This is a genomic window from uncultured Clostridium sp. (genome assembly GCF_910588715.1).
In the GTDB taxonomy this organism is placed as follows: domain Bacteria; phylum Bacillota; class Clostridia; order Clostridiales; family Clostridiaceae; genus Clostridium.
In genome coordinates, this window is the sequence record NZ_CAJURG010000003.1 from 45,912 (window position 1) to 63,567 (window position 17,656).

General features: G+C 27.0%; 15 protein-coding genes, 1 tRNA gene and 1 other annotated feature. Of the genes, 2 read left to right on the plus strand and 14 right to left on the minus strand.

What is annotated here, in order from left to right:
• Positions 1–32 precede the first annotated feature (32 nt).
• From queG to QZ321_RS06735, 6 genes are all read right to left on the minus strand, one after another.
• The gene (gene queG / locus QZ321_RS06710; protein WP_291746438.1) at positions 33–1,007 is read right to left on the minus strand and encodes a tRNA epoxyqueuosine(34) reductase QueG; all 975 of its coding nucleotides are present in this window, start codon (positions 1,005–1,007) and stop codon (positions 33–35) included.
• Positions 1,008–1,010: 3 nt separating this feature from the next.
• The gene (epsC, locus tag QZ321_RS06715; protein WP_291742810.1) at positions 1,011–1,604 is read right to left on the minus strand and encodes a serine O-acetyltransferase EpsC; all 594 of its coding nucleotides are present in this window, start codon (positions 1,602–1,604) and stop codon (positions 1,011–1,013) included.
• A gap of 26 nt (positions 1,605–1,630) precedes the next feature.
• Positions 1,631–2,539: a cysteine synthase A gene (cysK, locus tag QZ321_RS06720; RefSeq protein ID WP_291746441.1), complete on the minus strand. Its 909-nt coding sequence runs from the start codon at positions 2,537–2,539 to the stop codon at positions 1,631–1,633.
• 75 nt (positions 2,540–2,614) lie between these two features.
• Positions 2,615–2,852 (minus strand) — a binding site (T-box leader).
• Between the two features lie 76 nt (positions 2,853–2,928).
• Positions 2,929–4,182 carry a CBS domain-containing protein gene (locus QZ321_RS06725; protein WP_291746444.1) on the minus strand — a complete coding sequence of 418 codons (1,254 nt, stop codon included), beginning with the start codon at positions 4,180–4,182 and terminating at the stop codon, positions 2,929–2,931.
• A 265-nt stretch (positions 4,183–4,447) separates the two neighbouring features.
• A complete protein-coding gene (locus QZ321_RS06730) occupies positions 4,448–4,957 on the minus strand; it encodes a hypothetical protein (protein ID WP_294196445.1) in 510 nt (169 codons plus the stop codon).
• Positions 4,958–5,168: 211 nt separating this feature from the next.
• Positions 5,169–6,050: a YegS/Rv2252/BmrU family lipid kinase gene (locus QZ321_RS06735; protein ID WP_291746450.1), complete on the minus strand. Its 882-nt coding sequence runs from the start codon at positions 6,048–6,050 to the stop codon at positions 5,169–5,171.
• 249 nt (positions 6,051–6,299) lie between these two features.
• Here QZ321_RS06735 and pssA point away from each other — a divergent pair, with 249 nt between their 5' ends.
• A complete protein-coding gene (gene pssA / locus QZ321_RS06740) occupies positions 6,300–6,821 on the plus strand; it encodes a CDP-diacylglycerol--serine O-phosphatidyltransferase (RefSeq protein WP_291740847.1) in 522 nt (173 codons plus the stop codon).
• Between the two features lie 53 nt (positions 6,822–6,874).
• Here the strand turns inward: pssA and QZ321_RS06745 are convergent, their stop codons facing one another.
• From QZ321_RS06745 to recQ, 6 genes are all read right to left on the minus strand, one after another.
• Positions 6,875–7,273, minus strand: coding sequence for a hypothetical protein (locus QZ321_RS06745; protein WP_291740849.1), 399 nt, complete (start codon positions 7,271–7,273; stop codon positions 6,875–6,877).
• 23 nt (positions 7,274–7,296) lie between these two features.
• Complete coding sequence (locus QZ321_RS06750) at positions 7,297–7,731, minus strand: hypothetical protein (RefSeq protein ID WP_291746452.1); 435 nt, start codon at positions 7,729–7,731, stop codon at positions 7,297–7,299.
• A 147-nt stretch (positions 7,732–7,878) separates the two neighbouring features.
• Entirely contained in the window at positions 7,879–9,249 is a 1,371-nt protein-coding gene (locus QZ321_RS06755; RefSeq protein WP_291746455.1) for a SpoVR family protein, read from the minus strand.
• Positions 9,249–10,424 (minus strand): sporulation protein YhbH, encoded by a 1,176-nt coding sequence (gene yhbH, locus QZ321_RS06760; RefSeq protein WP_291740856.1) that lies wholly within the window; start codon positions 10,422–10,424, stop codon positions 9,249–9,251. Before yhbH ends, QZ321_RS06755 begins: the two co-directional genes overlap by 1 nt.
• Positions 10,425–10,429: 5 nt before the next feature.
• The gene (locus tag QZ321_RS06765) at positions 10,430–12,352 is read right to left on the minus strand and encodes a PrkA family serine protein kinase (protein ID WP_291740857.1); all 1,923 of its coding nucleotides are present in this window, start codon (positions 12,350–12,352) and stop codon (positions 10,430–10,432) included.
• Positions 12,353–12,591: 239 nt separating this feature from the next.
• Complete coding sequence (recQ, locus tag QZ321_RS06770; protein ID WP_291746458.1) at positions 12,592–14,346, minus strand: DNA helicase RecQ; 1,755 nt, start codon at positions 14,344–14,346, stop codon at positions 12,592–12,594.
• A 132-nt stretch (positions 14,347–14,478) separates the two neighbouring features.
• Between recQ and QZ321_RS06775 the strand changes: the two genes are divergently transcribed.
• Positions 14,479–14,565 (plus strand) — tRNA-Leu (locus QZ321_RS06775).
• A 41-nt stretch (positions 14,566–14,606) separates the two neighbouring features.
• Here the strand turns inward: QZ321_RS06775 and QZ321_RS06780 are convergent.
• Together QZ321_RS06780 and QZ321_RS06785 are read right to left on the minus strand one after the other, a co-directional pair.
• Positions 14,607–16,565: a HAMP domain-containing sensor histidine kinase gene (locus tag QZ321_RS06780; RefSeq protein WP_291746461.1), complete on the minus strand. Its 1,959-nt coding sequence runs from the start codon at positions 16,563–16,565 to the stop codon at positions 14,607–14,609.
• A gap of 125 nt (positions 16,566–16,690) precedes the next feature.
• On the minus strand, positions 16,691–17,527 hold the full coding sequence (locus QZ321_RS06785) for a PHP domain-containing protein (RefSeq protein WP_291746464.1): 837 nt from the start codon (positions 17,525–17,527) through the stop codon (positions 16,691–16,693).
• Positions 17,528–17,656: the final 129 nt, after the last annotated feature.

A 17,656-nucleotide genomic window follows, 5' to 3' on the forward strand; every position in this document is an offset into this window, starting at 1 on the left:
TATATTTTATATAGTAATTTAAAACAATTAACTTACTTTAATCTTTCTATGTATTCATTTATATAAGGTGAATCTCCCTTAAACACGTTTATGTTTTTTCCCTCATTATATAACTTTATTATAGCATTTCTCTTAATAACATTTTTCCCTCTCCATCCACAAGACGTTTTTAAAATATTATCTTTAAAAAACTTATTATTCATATCAGCATAAATATCACTTTGTAAATTACACATAAATTCTAAAGGCTTAAATTCTTCAATTTTAGAAAAACTTATTTTACTATTATACGGACATACATTTTGACATATATCACATCCAAATATCTTATCTTTTAAGAGCTTTATTTCAATGTCAGTTAGTTCTTTCTTTTGTGTGATATATGAAGAACATATATTAGGATTTATTTTTCTTATATTAATAGATTTTGTTGGGCAATTATTATAACACCTCATACATTCCCCACATTCTCTATACTTCCTTATTTCTTGAAATTTTCTTATCTCATCACTTTCTAATTCTAAGTCAGTAATTATTTCACCTAAAAAAACATATGAACCATATTTATTTGTTATAATCATATTATTTCTTCCAACAAAGCCAATATTAGCTAAGTATGCAATATATCTTTCTGGTAATGTATTGCTATCTACAAAAGCAATAGCTTCTCCATCTCTTGATTTAATAAAATCACAAATCTTATCTAAATACCTTTTTACAACTCTATGATAATCTAAACCCTTAGTATATTTTGAAAAACCATTTTCAATATTATTCTCTATCCAAAGATAGGGAAAAGCTATTGAAATAATAGTTTTTCCCTCTTTCATATACCACATTGGATTTATTCTTTTTTCTATATCACTTTCTTCAAATTCATTTTCTAAGTTATTTTCTTTTCTATTTTTATAGAAATTTTCTAATTCATCGAATCTTCTACATTTAATAAATCCAATATTATCAAGATTCAATGAATTACAGTATTTTATTATTTCTTCCTTCAACATAAATTAAATCACCATATCATTATAATTTTCTTTGTCATTGTCACAATAACTTTCTACATTACTTATTGATCTTGCTTCTTCTTTTTTCTTAACTATATTTTTAGCAGGAATTCCAACTGCTGTAGCACCTTCTGGAACATCTTTTAAAACTACAGAATTTGCACCTATTTTAGCGTTGCTTCCAATAAATATAGCTCCAAGAACCTTAGCACCAGATCCTATTATAACATTATCTCCTACAGTTGGATGTCTCTTTCCCTTATCTTTCCCTGTTCCACCTAATGTTACTCCATGATATAAAAGCACATTGTCACCAATTTCTGCTGTTTCTCCAATTACTACTCCCATACCATGATCTATAACTAATCCCTTTCCAATCTTAGCTCCTGGATGTATTTCTATTCCAGTAATAAATCTAGCTATTTGTGAAATGAGCCTTGCTAAAAAGAATAATTTTTTAGTATAAAGAAAATGAGATATTCTATATGCAATTAAGGCATGAATTGTAGGATAAAGCAAAAACACCTCAATTTTACTTCTAGCTGCTGGGTCATTTTCAATAACTCTACTTAAATCATATCTTAAATTTTTAAACAAAGTTACTCATCCTCCTTTAAATAAATTTATTCATAGATTCCCATCGAAATATATTTTTCTCCTCCATCTGGAGCTATAGCTAATACTTTTTTACCTTTTCCAATTCTTTTAGCTATCTCCATAGCTGCATAAATAGCTGCTCCTGATGAAATTCCTACTAATACTCCTTCATTTTTTGAAAAATCTACTGCTGTTTTAATTGCATCATCATCACTAACAGCAATTACCTTATCAACATATTCTCCATTATAATTTTGTGGCACAAATCCAGCACCAATTCCCTGAATCTTATGTGCTCCCGGCTTATTTCCAGCTATAACTTGTGAATTACTTGGTTCAACTGCAACTATTTCTATACCATTTATTTTTTCTTTTAACTTTTTTCCTATTCCTGTTATAGTTCCTCCAGTTCCAACTCCAGCAACAAAAACATCTAAGTCATTTATATCTTCATATATCTCCTCTGCTGTTGTTTCATAATGCTTTTCTGGATTAGCTATATTTTCAAATTGTTGTGGCATAAAATATCCATGTTCATTTACCATTTGAGTAGCTCTTTCTATAGCTCCCCTCATTCCCTTAGCCCCTTCTGTTAATACTAATTCTGCTCCATATGCCTTAATTAAATCTCTTCTTTCCTTGCTCATAGTTTCAGGCATAACTATTATAACTTTATACCCCTTCACTCTTCCTATCATTGCAAGTGCAATTCCAGTATTTCCACTTGTAGGCTCAACAATTACTGAACCTTCTTTTAATACCCCATCTTTTTCTGCTCTTTCAATCATCCCAAGAGCTGCCCTATCTTTTATGCTTCCACCTAGATTAAATTTTTCTAATTTCACATATACATCAGCACTATCCTCACTTATCATATTTCTTACCTTTAATATTGGTGTTTTTCCTATTAATTCAATTGCTCCATTATAAATCATAAATATCCCTCCTAAAATACTCATAGTAATTAATTATTTAAAATTTTTTGTATAAAAAAACTCCGCCTCTAAATATATAGAGACGAAGTATATTCGCGGTTCCACTCTAATTAAATCATAATAATGATTTCACTTATTTCTACAGTACAATATAATACCTGAGCACTATAACGGGCGCCACCGTAAAACCTTACTATTATTTCAGGCATAAACTCCAAAGGGCACTTCATATAAATTATCAGTGAAAAGTTCTCAGCTTCCTTTTCTCTCTGTAACCTTCCTTTATACTACTTTACTTTTTCACAGTTTTAATTCCGAGTATTTAACTAAACTTTATACTTTAATTATATGCCTATTAACTAAAAAGTCAACAATGAATTTCAAATATTTTACTTATTTTTCTTCTTCCAAATAGGGTATAAAACTTCATCAATTAAATCATGAGTATTTACAACCCCTATTAAAACATCATTATTATCAACTACAGGTATGGATAACAAATCATACTTAGCTGCTATTTCAACGGCTTTATCTATATCTTCATTATGCTTAAGTATATTTATATTTTCATCCATTATTTCTTTTACCTTTATTTTTCCATTATTTAAAATTAAATCTTTTAATTGTATTACTCCAATAACCTTTTCTTCTTCATCTTTTATAAATATTGAATTTAACTCTTCATCTTCAGGATTGCTTTCTCTTAAAATATCAATTATTTCTCCAACAGTAATATCTAAATTAAATGAAATAAAGTCCTTACTCATTATACTTCCTATTGTTTCATCTCCATACTTAAGAAGCTCTTTTACTTCCTTAGCATCCTCTGATTCTAAATTAACAAGTATTTTTTCTCTTTCATCATCATCTAATTCATCTAATATATCTGCAATTTCATCATTAGGCATATTTTCTAATACTTCCACAGCCTTTGCTTCACTTAAATCCTTTATAATACTACTCTTGTATTCTGGTTCTATTTCTTCTAAAGTATCTGCAGCTAAGTCCTCATCTAATGATTCAAAAATTTGTTTTCTTGAACTTGCATCAAGCTTTTCTAATATATCTGCTAAGTCAGCTGGATGTAATGTTGATAACTTTTTATATGGAACTGCTATTTGTAAATTTTTATTGACCATTTCTAAAGATTCAACGTCATCCCACATAATAACCTTATCTTCAAAATCTTTATTTAACATTTTATAAAAAAACTTTCCTAACCCTTGACAGTTCATTCTTCTAAACTTAGCAAGGGGACCTGTTTCAACTGCAATTACCCTATATTCACCAGCAATTTCCGCAATTCTTAAATCATCAACTCTAACAACTTGCTTTCCATTTATATCTACAATCTTTTTATCTAATAAATTTCTTGATAATAAATAAGAATAAGTTCTTGGAAGTATTTCTTTACTTCCACGAATCATTATTTTAACTTTATTATCAACATTATAGAATAATATACTTCTAAACTCGTAGTGCAATGTTACTCCATCTTTTTTAACCTTATATCCAATAACTCTTGGATAACCTTGCTCAGTAGTTACATATATATCCTTTAATTCTCCAATCACATCATCAAATTCATCATATATCTTTCTTCCCAATATGCTAGTAAATAAAAAAACAGATAATCTTTGCATAAAAATTCCTCCTCAATTAATAGAGGAGATGTTTGGCTTTAAATTTTAGTTTCCCCCCTATTAGTTTTTATATTCAATTTTCTTAAATTAATACTCTGAGGGACACCCTCCATTTAATCTCACCACCATTATTTCAATGACTATTTATTGCGATTTTATTTAAACATTGCAATAAAAATGCCCTTTATTGGGCATTATATATTAATATTATATTAACACCCTGATAAAAGGCAATACTATAAAAACAATATTTGTAATTTAATTATTATTTTTTAATTTTAAAGGTGGATATTGCTTTATAAGAACATCCTATAATACACATCTCCCCAACTAACGGATAAGGAAAAATTCTAAATCCACCAAGGAATATTATAAATTCTATAACAGTAATTATTAAAGATATTAAAAGTAATCTCATTCCACAAGTATTGCTATACTGTTTATCAACAAATAGTATAGTAATAATTACAAATGATGAAATTACTATTAAATAAATTAAATTTGGGATTAAAATTTCCCTATAGTTTACTATAAATCCAAATACAGTGTCTACTCTTATATCCAGCTTATAAAATACATTTATTATAAAATAACCTAAAAATAATATAATCATAACAATATAGTTATAATCAAACTTTCTTTTTTCATCCCTTAAAAATATATAAATAGCTGCCAATATTAAAAGTGGAATAGCTACAAAGTTTAAATGTGTTAATATTTTAATAGAATAAATAACTCTTTGCCTTTGTATTAACCATAAGGATAATAATGACAAATATCTCACAACTATAATTAATAGACTTACTAAATAAAATTTTCTTATTTTTATTGGACATTTACTAGAGTTTAAATAAATTAAGTATAATGAAAAAATAATCATAAATAATAATATGCATAAATAAATAAAGGCAACCATTATTTATCTCCTTTACAAAAGTACTATTATTTATAATTATTAAATTTTTATTTTATTTATTCTCTTTTTTCTATTTAACACCTAAAATTTTAAGTCCACCCTTTATACATTTTATATCTAGTGGAAAATCAGGTCCTTTTTCTCCATCTATATCTGTAACTATATTTTCACTACATTCTATATGGAGATTATCTGTTTTAAAATATATAACCCTATCAGAATCTAGGTGTTCTCCCTTAAGCACCTTTATAAATAAAGGAATTAATTCATATATTTGAACAGCTTTAAAAACTATTACATCTAACATTCCATCTGTAGCATCAGCTCTAGTTGCTAAATTAAAATTTCCTGCTGTTTTTCCATTAAAAATTAACATAAGATACATAGTTCCATCAAAATTTATTTCTTTTGAAGATATCTTTACCTTTAAAGGTCTAAAGTTAGGTAATTCTTCTATACCTTTTAGATAATATGCTAGCTTTCCAATTGTATTTTTTAAATTCACATCAGTTTTTTGAGATACATCAGTAAAAAGCCCTGTACTAGCAACATTTACAAAATACTTATCATTAATACTACCCAAATCAACTGCCGTTGCTGTTGAGCCAATTATTTGTCTACAAGCAGCCTCTACATCAGATGGCATTCCTAAAAACTTAGAAAAATCATTTGCTGTACCCACTGGTAAAATACCTATGGGTAATGCAATTCCTTGCTTAGCCATAGCGTTTACAACTGAATCAACAGTCCCGTCACCACCAGCCACTAATATATACTCATATTCACCTGGCCTAATATCAAGGAGTGCATTTTCTATTCCACATTCTTTTCTTATTCTATATGGAACTATTGTAAGCCCCGCTTGTTGATGTATATTAATTATTTCATCTAATTTTGATAAAATAACATTTTCTCCAGAATATGGGTTATAAATTAACTTTACCTTCCTCATTAATATCCCTCCTACATTATCTATATAAAATTATACCATATATATTTAATTAAGTTACCACCTATATTTTAATTACATATAAAGAGAATATATATAATTTACTTTATATATATTATAATATATCCTCTTCACTTTATTAAACTTTATTATTTTACAATATTTTCAAATGCTTAGTTGTACAAAATATTAATTTTTTTTAAAAGTTATGTTATAATTATTTTTATGTAAGATAAAATTAGGAGTGATTATATGAGAAAAAGCAGTATTCCTAACACCTTTACTTTTATTAATTTATCATTTGGAATATTATCATTGCTTTCTACATTTGATAGTAACTATTCATTAGCGTGTATATTTATATTACTTGCTGCATTAGTTGATAGATATGATGGTAGAATAGCTCGTTACTTACAAGTTACAAGTGATTTAGGTAAAGAACTTGATTCATTAGCTGATTTAGTTTCATTTGGAGTTGCACCTTCTGTATTAGTGTTTTTATTATTTGACTTTCACACATTAGACCCATTAGGTATATTAGGATTAATTCCTCTTTTATCATTTCCAATATGTGGTGCCTTTAGATTGGCTAGATACAATGCAAGTGAATTTAATGGAGTCTTTACAGGTGTTCCAATTACTGTTACAGGTAGCCTTATAGCATTATTTTGTTTATTTACTATTAATAAAAATATATCCGCAATTATTCCGTTATTATTATTATTATTAGGTTCTTATTTAATGGTAAGTAGATTTCAACTAAAAAAATTTTAAAAAAAGCTATATCAAAGTTATTTGAAAAAAATTCCACTTTGATATAGCTCCTTTTAATTATTTAATTTATTTTCTTGCTCATTCTTATAAGTCTTTAATTTTTCATATTCCTCTCTAACAGATGAGTCTTGAAAAAGTAAATCATTATCTACTTCTGTTAAAATTTTATTAGAATCACTTTTCTTTAATATATAATCTCCAACTAAAGCACAATATTTAAAATAACTTTCTCCACATACATCTAACAGCTCAATAACATCATCTATTATTTTTCCCAATTCATTTGCTCTATGAACAGCTTCTTTAACATAGCTACTTTTTGCTTCATATATATTATTTAACTCAGCTGCTCCCCCTATAAGTAACCTATAAGAATCTACCATTGTTTTTAATAATTGATTTAAATTATTAATATCAACATAATACTCTTTTATTAGTTGTTGATATTTCATTTAAATACCTCCAATATAATTAATTAGTCACAATTTTTATTGCATCCCTTAAGATTTATATTAATATTTTCAATAAATTCACAATCTATCTCTTCAAATATTTTTCCTTCATCACCACAAATTTTTTCAAATTGATCAATTTCTTCTGAAGATACATATATTTTTGTTTCATTTTTCTTTTTATTATTATCTATAATTTCTTCTACATTAGCCTTATCTTTGCATTTATTTTCATCCATACTTACTTCAACATTTACAATATCCTTCTTTTCCTTTTCGCTTTTACTAATTTCTGCTTGTTCTTTATTTACCTCTAAGTTAGTATTATCGTTTTTTTTGCCAGTACTTTCTCTATTCATGCTTAAATCTAATTCTAAATTATTATTTTCTTCATTTAATGTAAATCCTTCTCCAAAAATTACAGGAACAAAAAATTCTTTTGGTATTGATATAAACATTACTTATACTCCTTATACATTTTTAATTTTACAATAAAGCTTAAAATACTCTTAATATTAAACTATTCAAAAAGATAAAAATGATGAATCATAAATGATAGTAAACAAATTACTAATCATTTTTAATTCATCATTTTCTCTTTAAGTTTAATTTACTGTTACTCTTCTATCATTATCACATACAATTTCGATACTTCTACCTTCTTTAGTATGTGTATTTAATATAACTTTATGCCCCCAAAGATCAAATAAATACTTTATTGTTTCCTTTGCATAAAGTAATTCAAGTTCTCTACCATCAAAAACATGTTCTAACGTTAAAGTACCATCACGTTTATTCAAATCAACAATTCTTATATAAGGAATAGAACCAACTCCACAAGAATCTGACATGGTATCTCTTATAGCCTTCCAACCATCTTCATCTGATACCTCATCTACTACAAATTCAAAGCTCTTCTTTGCATATTGGAATAAACCTAAATCTTTACATAAATCTTGAGTTAAATACTTACGTAAAAAAGAATTATCTCTTTCTATATATCTAACTTCAAATAATTTGTCTCTTCCATATCTTCTTTCAATATCCTCAAATACCTTAAAACCAACATAATAAGGATTTAATCCACCTAATGCCGGTGCTATAACATCGTTATGACGCTTAATAAACTCAAAATGTAACCCTGATGGTAAATTTAAGCTCTTTAAAATATTATAATGGCAGTAACTTGCCCATCCTTCATTCATTATTTTAGTTTCAATTTGTGGTATAAAATATTGAGTTTCTCTCTTAACTATTTTAAGAATTGTTTTTTCCCATTCCTCTAAAGCCCCATATTTAATTATAAAACCTATAATATCATCACAAGGTTCTATAGGTGTTTTACTTAAGTCCGGCAACTCAATTTCTTCATCGCTATTTAATATATCTCTACATTGAATTTTATTATTGTATTCTTCTATTAAATTAGCCTTTATTTCTTCATCACTTAATTCCTTCATACCAACTACTCTTGGTATTTGATATCTAAGCGCATGCGCTGCATCTAAAATCTTTTCAACCCTACTATATCCTATACTTGGATCATTGATATAACCTCTAATTATATCAGCGTCTAATTTAAACATCTCTAAAGTGTAATGAGCTTTAGTCCCTTCTCTAAAAAGCCTATTATTTTTAAAGAAGTCATTATGACCATAAACATGAGCCATGGTTAATATTTGTAAAAGCAAGGTATTTTCTTTCATTAAATATGCAAGGGATGGATTTGAGTTTATTACCATCTCATAAGGTAAACCTGTTAAATTTAATGAATATAAAGTTTTATTTTTTTCATATGCCTTACCATAACTCCAATGAGGATATTTAGATGGCATACCAACATAGGATTCATAAGCTAACATTTCATTAAATCCAACTATTTCAAACTCTTGAGGATAATAATCAAGTCCAAATTCGGTTGCTTTTTTTTCAATCTTTACATTCCACTCTTCTAATTCCTTTAGTGTGTACTCCATTATTCATCCTCCTTTAACTCCTTACTTAACATGAGCTTAAGAGCATCCCATAAATTCTTTTTCTCCTTAACAATAACAGAAACAAATTTCTTGTCTGAAATTTCCTTATTAAATCTATAATACATAGTTGTTGAATAAGTTGATGGTAAAAGCTCAGCATAACCAAACATATTGCTCACTTCACAAAGCTTCTTTACAGATTCAATTGCTCTTTCATTATCTTCAGACCAGTTGTCACCATCACTAGCGTATACAGGATATATATTCCAAACATCTGGAGAATATTTTTCCTCAATTAGCTTTAATGCTACATTCAAACCACTAGATATATAAGTTCCCCCTGACTCTGCCTTATGGAAAAATTCATACTCATTAACTTGTTTTGCAACTGTTGTATGAGAAATAAACTCAAATGCAATATTGTTATATTTTCTCTTTATGAAGGTTGATAATACAAAGAAAAATGATCTTGCTAAATATTTTTTTGTACTATCCATGGATCCTGATACGTCCATTATAAAAATCATTACAGCATTACTTTCCTTTTTAGGCTTAGTTTTAACTCTGTAATATCTAATATCATCTTCTCTAAATGGGAATCTTTCTAATTCATCATCTAAACCTGCTTCTCTAAGGGCACGTTTTTTTCCTTGCTTACGTGCTGTTTTAGCCATAACAGTTTTTTTCTTAGCAAGCCTTGGATTAATACCATGCCTTTGATATCCTCTTTTCCTGCTTGCGCTTTCTGTTATTACTTCTGAATATTTCTTTTTATCTAAATTTGGTAAATCCAAATCTTCAACTATATAATCCATCAATTCTTCTAAAGTTATTTCTGTTTCATATACATCGTCGCCTTCAGAATTACCTGCACCCTTATTTCCCTTTTTACCACTAGAATTAGATGATCCTAATTTATCTCCACGCTTTTCTTCACCTGTACCGGTAGCAACACCTTTATTGTTGCTACCATATACAAATTGATATTCTTTTATTCCTCTAATTGGAATTTTAAATTTCTTATTTTTAGTTTCACCTACTATACTTTCTTCTGATAGTATGTCTCCTAAATTTTCTTTAATAGACTTTTCCACTAACTGCCTATGTCTTCTTCTATCTTCAATACTTCTGTCATGCTCAACCGGATTTATGGTATTGTCTCTAAATATAGCCATTCTTATCAATCCTTCCACAAGTTGTTAGCTGCATATTTAAGAATTACATCACAGCAGTGTGGACAATATCCGTTTCTTTGCATTTCATCAACCATTGCATTGTATTTTTCTGTTTGTTCTTTATCTCTAACTCTTGATTTAGTAACAATTCTTGATAAATCTCTTACAGATGCTATAAGTTTCTTTTCTATAGCTTCTTTTAATGGCTCATATGATTTATAATCTATCTTTGATCCATTTCTAACTAAGTAGAACATATAAGATGTTACATCTGCTCTAAATCCCTTACTTGAAGCTTCTGATACACCAATTTGTTCTTCTATGCTTCTCATAAATTCTTCATCAGGTTTTAATTCTTCACCTGTTTGAGCATCTTTAATCTTAGTTTTATTAACAAAAGCTTCTGCATTATCTATATAATTATTGAAAAGACTTTCAGCTTGTTCTCTAAATGAATGAATAAATGCTTTTGTTATTTCCTTTTCTAAAATTTTATTATATTCTTTACGAATAGTATCTTGGATAAATGCTAAATATTTCTTTTTATCATCAGCAGCTATATCTAAATCCTTAATAGACTTAATTATACTTTCCATAATGCTTAAAGGATTTATACAATCATATTCAGAATTTGAAAGTGCATTATCGATTGATTTTATAATAAATCTTGTACTAATACCTTTCATTCCTTCATAAGGGCCTGCCTCTTCTCTAAGCTCTGTTATATCAATCTTCTTAGTTGTTCCCTTTTCAACTAAATCTTCACCATTATAAATCTTAAGCTTAGTCATAGGATCAACTTTTGCAGATGGTGTTAATCTTGAAAGAATAGCAAACATTGCTGCAACTTCAATTGTATGAGGTGCAATATGAGCTTTAAAATTACTCTTCTTTAATATCTTTTCATAAATTTTAATTTCTTCTTCAAGTTCTAAACAATAAGGAACTTCAATTTTTACAATTCTGTCTAAGATAGCTTCATTGGTATGGTCTGACTTAAACTTATTCCATTCAGCTTCATTAGAGTGAGCTATTATTAAACCATCAAAATAAATCATTGATCCTTTACCTGGTGATGGAATAGACTTTTCTTGCGTTGCTGTTATAATTGTGTGTAAGTATTCAACATCATTTTTAAATACTTCTATAAATTCTACTAATCCTCTATTACCTACATTAAATGCACCATTTAATGAGAATATTCTAGGGTCATCTTCTGGATACATATCCATTTTAGAAATATCAATAGAACCTGTTAATATTGAAGTATCTTGGTTATTAGGGTCAACTGGTGGAACAACACCAACTCCCTTTCTTGACCTTATAGAGAATCCTTTTCTTTCAACAGGGAAATTTTCATATTCTCCATTAAATTCGTGAAGTAATCTATATTTACATACTGGACATAAGTCACCCTCTATTTGAACACCTAACATTTCATTAAATTTAGGTCTTAAATGATTCGGAACTAAATGTAAAGGCTCTTCATGCATCGGACAACCTTTTATTGAATATATAGGTTCACATTGAACTAATGCACTCTTTAAAGATTCAACTAATGATGATTTACCTGCTCCAACTGGGCCTACTAAGTATAAAACTTGTCTAGATTCTTCACCTTTCATAGATGCAGAGTGTAGATAATTAACAAGCTTCATTAAAATCTTATCAATTCCAAAGAAATCATCTTTAAAATATCCATATTGTCTAATTGTTTCATTTCCATATATTTTTCTTATTCTTGGATGTTCATCACCCTTTAAAACTTCCACACCCTTGCTCATAATAAAATCATATAATCTTTTATGTGCAAGTTTTGTTACATCTGGATTTTGTTTTACTATCTCTAAATAATCTAAAAATGTTCCCTCAAATTTTTCTTTATTTCTACTTTCTCTATCTGTAGTTATAAATTCCTTAAAGTTCATAAACTCATCCCTCCCCTTTAATTTAATATATTATTTCTAAAAAGTTATATTCCTTTTTTTTAATTACACTTCTATATATTTTTTATGTTAATTTTTAACAATTATTACTTATTAACGCTATTTTTTTAATTATTATAATTTTACCTACCTTATATTTTATTAATATTAAAAATTCCTTATGAAAAAATTATTAAATACAATTTTTTTCATAAGGAATATTATGTTTGCTTTATAATATTTTAATTTTTTAACTTTTCTAAAATTTCTTCTCCATATTTATTAAATTTCTTTTCACCCATTCCTCTAATTTCTAAAAGTTCCTTTTGTGTCTTAGGTAGTTTATTACACAACTCAATTAAAGTTGCATCAGAAAAAATTATATAAGGCTTTACCCCCTCTCTAATCGCAGTTTCTCTTCTCCAATTTCTTAATTTATTAAACAATTCACTATTTATTATTTTTTCTTCATCTTGATAACTTAACTTCAAAATTACTTTTTGCTTGGACCTTAAAATACTGTAGGATTTTTCATTTAATTGCAGCATTGAATATGTACCTTCTCTTAAATTAACATATCCAAAGTCAATCATTCCCCTTATTAAATATCTTATAAACTTACTACTATACTCCTTCATTATTCCATATGTAGTTAATTCATTTAATTTATCATTAATTATCTTAGGGCCTACCATTCCCCTAAGCACATCAACAAGAACTGAAATTCCATAACGCTCCCTACTCCTATATACACAAGATAATATTTTTTGGGCTTCTATAGTATAATCTCTAAGCTCATCACTATTTAAACAATTAGTACAATTATCACAATACTCTCTAACATTTTTTTCTCCAAAATACCTTAATATGAAGCCCCTTAAACATTCTTTACTTTCACAAAAATCTATCATACTTTGAAGCTTTTTTATTTCTAATTCTTTTCTATTTATTTGAACAGTTGTGTATATTAAATATTCTAATGTTCTAATATCACTTCTATTAAATAAAATGTGGCATTCAGAAATAACACCATCTCTACCCGCTCTTCCAATTTCCTGATAATAACTTTCTATATTTTTAGGAATAGTAAAATGAACTATATATCTTACATTCGACTTATCTATTCCCATTCCAAAAGCATTAGTTGCAATCATAATATTAGAGTTTTCATTTAAAAACTCCTCTTGATAATATTCTTTTTCTTCATCCTTTAATCCCCCATGATATTTTAGTACATCATATCCTAAATCTTTAAGATAAAAATATAATCCATCTACCTCTTTTCTTGTAGCACAATAAATTATTCCAATTTCATTTTGCTTATCTCTGATTATATCTTTTACAAGCTCTAATTTATCTTCTTCAATATGTATTCTTATAGATAAATTATCTCTATCAAAACCACCCACATAAATATATGGATTATTTAATCCTAAAAGCTTAACTACATCTTTTCTTACCACTTCTGTTGCTGTAGCAGTAAATGCAGTTACTACTGGTCTAACATTTAATGAATTTATAAAATCATTAATTAGCCCATAACTTTTTCTAAAGTCATGACCCCACATAGATACACAATGAGCCTCATCTACCGCCAATTGACTTATATTAAGTTTTCTAAGTTTTCTTTTAAAAAATTCATTTTCTAGTCTTTCAGGGGCAATATAAAGCAATTTTATTTCCCCTTCTTTACACCTTTCCATAATCTTATCTATACTTTCTAAATTTTGAGTACTATTTATATATTCTGCATTTATTCCATTTAATTTTAAATTATCTACTTGATCTTTCATTAAAGCAATTAAAGGTGAAATTACTATAGTAACTCCCTTAAACAAAAGAGCTGGTATCTGATAACAAATTGATTTTCCTCCACCCGTTGGCAAAATACAAAATGAATCCCTTTTGTTTAATATATTGCTTATAATCTCATATTGACCTTTTCTAAACGAATTATATCCGTAATATCTATTAAGTGCATCAAAAATTTTATTCATAATATATCACCAATTTCCATAAAATATTTCTTTATATATTATCACCTTTTTTCTTTTTATTGCATATACTTTAGTATAGTTTTAAATTTTTATTGACTTACTGTTAATATTATATTAAAATAAATCTTGCCTGCTGAAGTGGCGGAACAGGCAGACGCACAGGACTTAAAATCCTGCGGTAGCGATACCGTACCGGTTCGATTCCGGTCTTCAGCACCAAAAAAGACTGTATAATTTATACAGTCTTTTTATTTATATATTTATGCTTTTTTATCAATATCAGAAAGCTCCATTTCAGATATATATTTCAATGATGAATCCTCTATAAAACTATCTCTTTCATTATCTTCTACTAATCTTATTGCTAACTTAATTATAAATGTAGTTCCCTTATTAGGATTACTTCTTACATATATTTCTCCATTATGCAAATCAATTAAACCTTTTACAATAAATAATCCTAATCCACTTCCTTCATTTTGTCTTTTAAGTCCATGAGTTAAATCTGCCCTTTTAAACTTCTCAAAGATATGCTTTTTCATTTCTTCTTCCATTCCAATACCATCATCACTAATCTCTATAACGACATTGCCATCTTCTTTCTTTATTGAAACCATTATATTGCCACCATTATTGGTAAACTTTATAGCATTAGATAATAAATTTAATATAACTCTCTCTATCTTTGGCTTATCTATAGCTGTAATTAGCTCCTCTTCCTCAGTATCAAAAACTACATTTAAATTATAAGATTTAGCTAAGTCTATAATAGTTAATGTTATATCTTCAATTACTTCTACTATATTTTCATTTTTAAAATTTGCATTCATATATCCCATCTCTAATTTACTAACATCAATTAAATTAGAAATATATCTACGTAATCTATTAGAGTTTTTTGTTATATAATCCAATCTCTTATAAAAAAACTCCTTATCAAAATCTTCAGAGTCTAATTTAATTTTTAATAAGTTAGTTGCATTTATTATTATATTTAATGGAGTTCTAAGTTCATGGGATATTGTTACAATAAAATCTGTCTTTATTTTTTCTCTTTCCATAGATTCTATTAATAATAATTTATTTTCTCTAGCTTTCTTATTATTTTCAATAGATATATAAATTAAAATAATTAATCCAGATATAGCTAATAAAACTAATAACCATACTGTTATACATAAATATTTAGGAAGCAATAAATCAAATATCCCTTTATTAATAAACTTACTATCTGGTGGTAACTTTAAGGGATTAATATTATATTCTACAATTGCATCATAATTGAAAATTGGTATACTAAATGTATCATATACAGGTAACACTGTATATTCAAAGCCTTCTTCTACAATACTATTTAAAAGCTTATATATTACTTCACCTAACTTATTCCCATCATTAACTATTCCCCCTATAGCGCCATCATAAATGTACTCTTCTAACTTTGTATAAATAGGAGCCTTAGTTATTTCTTTAATTTCTTTTATAACATCACTAGATTCAATTATATCCGAAGTATTTAAATCCTTAAATGTTCCACATAAATATAAAACAGAGTTTTTACTATCTATTTTCTTACAAAAATCTTTAATATAATTAAAATACGTTTCTTGAATAATATGATAATTAAATGGCTTTTCTGCCATCCCTACAATCCTTGAAAATTCTTCTTTAATAGTATTGCAATAAATACTATTATCTAAAATTAAATATATATCTGAAATATTTTTTCCTGCATTTAAAATAGTATTTACCATCGGTAAATTATCTTGATATTCTAATATTCCAGTAATAAATTTTCTTTCATTTTTAGTTAAAAATATATCTTCATTTACGCCTACATAAATAACTTTTTTCTCATAAGTAAATAAATCCTTATTAAATAAATTTTTTCTAATCACTTGAAAAGCTTCATCATCTAATGTAATTATGTATTCAATATTTGAATCTTTATATTTAACATTTAAAAAATTCATAAAACTATCATCATATTCTTTTGATTTTGAGTCTTTACTATCTAAAAATTCATACTTTACTATATATTTATCATTATTTTCTTCAAAACCCTGCAAAACAGAATTTTCCCATTTGTTGTCCGATGAATAAGAACCTATTATAAGAACTTTTTTACCCTCAAGTTTAGGAAAACATTCACTATAATTTACAAAAATAAAAATATATAAAATCGTAGCTAAAAAGACTAAAAACATTTTTCTTTTCATATATTTTCTCCTATCTTTTAACACTCTTTATATATATTGTGTATTTATTAAGAAAATATTAAACTTAATATTATATGTCAAATAAAAAAGAGCGCTAATATAAAAATTAACACTCTACTATTACCTTAAAGTAATCTTTCGATATTTAAAATACAACTATCTTTATTTATAGCACCAATATAATATTCAACCCCTTTACTTACAGCTCCAAAATCCCCATGTCCGTCAGAACCCGCTGTTATTATCATACTATTTTCCTTGCAAAATTCTAAACATGTTTCTGTCATTAACTCACTATTAGCAGGATAATAACATTCAATGCCATCGATGCCTAATTCTTTTAATATCTTAAGTTTTTGTATTATTTCCTCTTTAGTCTTATCTTTATAATAATTACAAGGATGTGCTAAAACTACATATCCTCCAGCCTTATGAGTAGCATCACAAACTTCCTTCACACTTGGAAAGTCGAACTTTTCATGTCCACATTCATATTTGCCATAAAACTTCATTCCATCAAAAAGTCCTTCTGTAATATTTCTATCAAATAAATAATGAATTCCCTTCCATCCACCTTTTCTTCTATCATATTCATAAGAATTAAAATCTTCTAAAGATATACTTTCGTAATCTTTTTCCATTCTTTTTATAAGTTCTATACTTGTATTAAGTAAGTTTTGTTTTGCCCTTTCTATTAATTTTAAAAATCCCTCATCATCAGTAAATTTATAAGCTAATAAATGTACCAATTGACCCTCAAATATTGAATCTATTTCAACTCCTCTTATTATAATAATTCCCTCTTTTTCAGCTTCCTTTTTTGCTTCTTCATAGGAATCTAAAACATCATGATCTGTAATTGAAATAATACCTATGTTCTTATTTTTAGCATCTTTTATTATTTCCTTTGGAGACATTGTTCCATCAGAATAATAGCTGTGTATATGTAAATCAGTTAACATAACTTTAGTTGCTAAAAATCTATAAATACATAAATCTTAGAAAAATTTTATAAAAAACTTTACCTAAAATTAATATATTTTTTAAGATTTATAACAACAATTTCACACCTCCTTAGTTAAAACATTTAA

Bases quoted from the DNA above. Each gene is read 5' to 3' on its own strand.
- queG (WP_291746438.1), bottom strand. From the start codon at position 1,007: ATGTTGAAGGAAGAAATAATAAAATACTGTAATTCATTGAATCTTGAT.
- cysK (WP_291746441.1), bottom strand. From the start codon at position 2,539: ATGATTTATAATGGAGCAATTGAATTAATAGGAAAAACACCAATATTA.
- QZ321_RS06725 (WP_291746444.1), bottom strand. From the start codon at position 4,182: ATGCAAAGATTATCTGTTTTTTTATTTACTAGCATATTGGGAAGAAAG.
- QZ321_RS06735 (WP_291746450.1), bottom strand. From the start codon at position 6,050: ATGAGGAAGGTAAAGTTAATTTATAACCCATATTCTGGAGAAAATGTT.
- pssA (WP_291740847.1), top strand. From the start codon at position 6,300: ATGAGAAAAAGCAGTATTCCTAACACCTTTACTTTTATTAATTTATCA.
- QZ321_RS06745 (WP_291740849.1), bottom strand. From the start codon at position 7,273: ATGAAATATCAACAACTAATAAAAGAGTATTATGTTGATATTAATAAT.
- QZ321_RS06750 (WP_291746452.1), bottom strand. From the start codon at position 7,731: ATGTTTATATCAATACCAAAAGAATTTTTTGTTCCTGTAATTTTTGGA.
- QZ321_RS06755 (WP_291746455.1), bottom strand. From the start codon at position 9,249: ATGGAGTACACACTAAAGGAATTAGAAGAGTGGAATGTAAAGATTGAA.
- yhbH (WP_291740856.1), bottom strand. From the start codon at position 10,424: ATGGCTATATTTAGAGACAATACCATAAATCCGGTTGAGCATGACAGA.
- QZ321_RS06765 (WP_291740857.1), bottom strand. From the start codon at position 12,352: ATGAACTTTAAGGAATTTATAACTACAGATAGAGAAAGTAGAAATAAA.
- recQ (WP_291746458.1), bottom strand. From the start codon at position 14,346: ATGAATAAAATTTTTGATGCACTTAATAGATATTACGGATATAATTCG.
- QZ321_RS06780 (WP_291746461.1), bottom strand. From the start codon at position 16,565: ATGAAAAGAAAAATGTTTTTAGTCTTTTTAGCTACGATTTTATATATT.
- QZ321_RS06785 (WP_291746464.1), bottom strand. From the start codon at position 17,527: ATGTTAACTGATTTACATATACACAGCTATTATTCTGATGGAACAATG.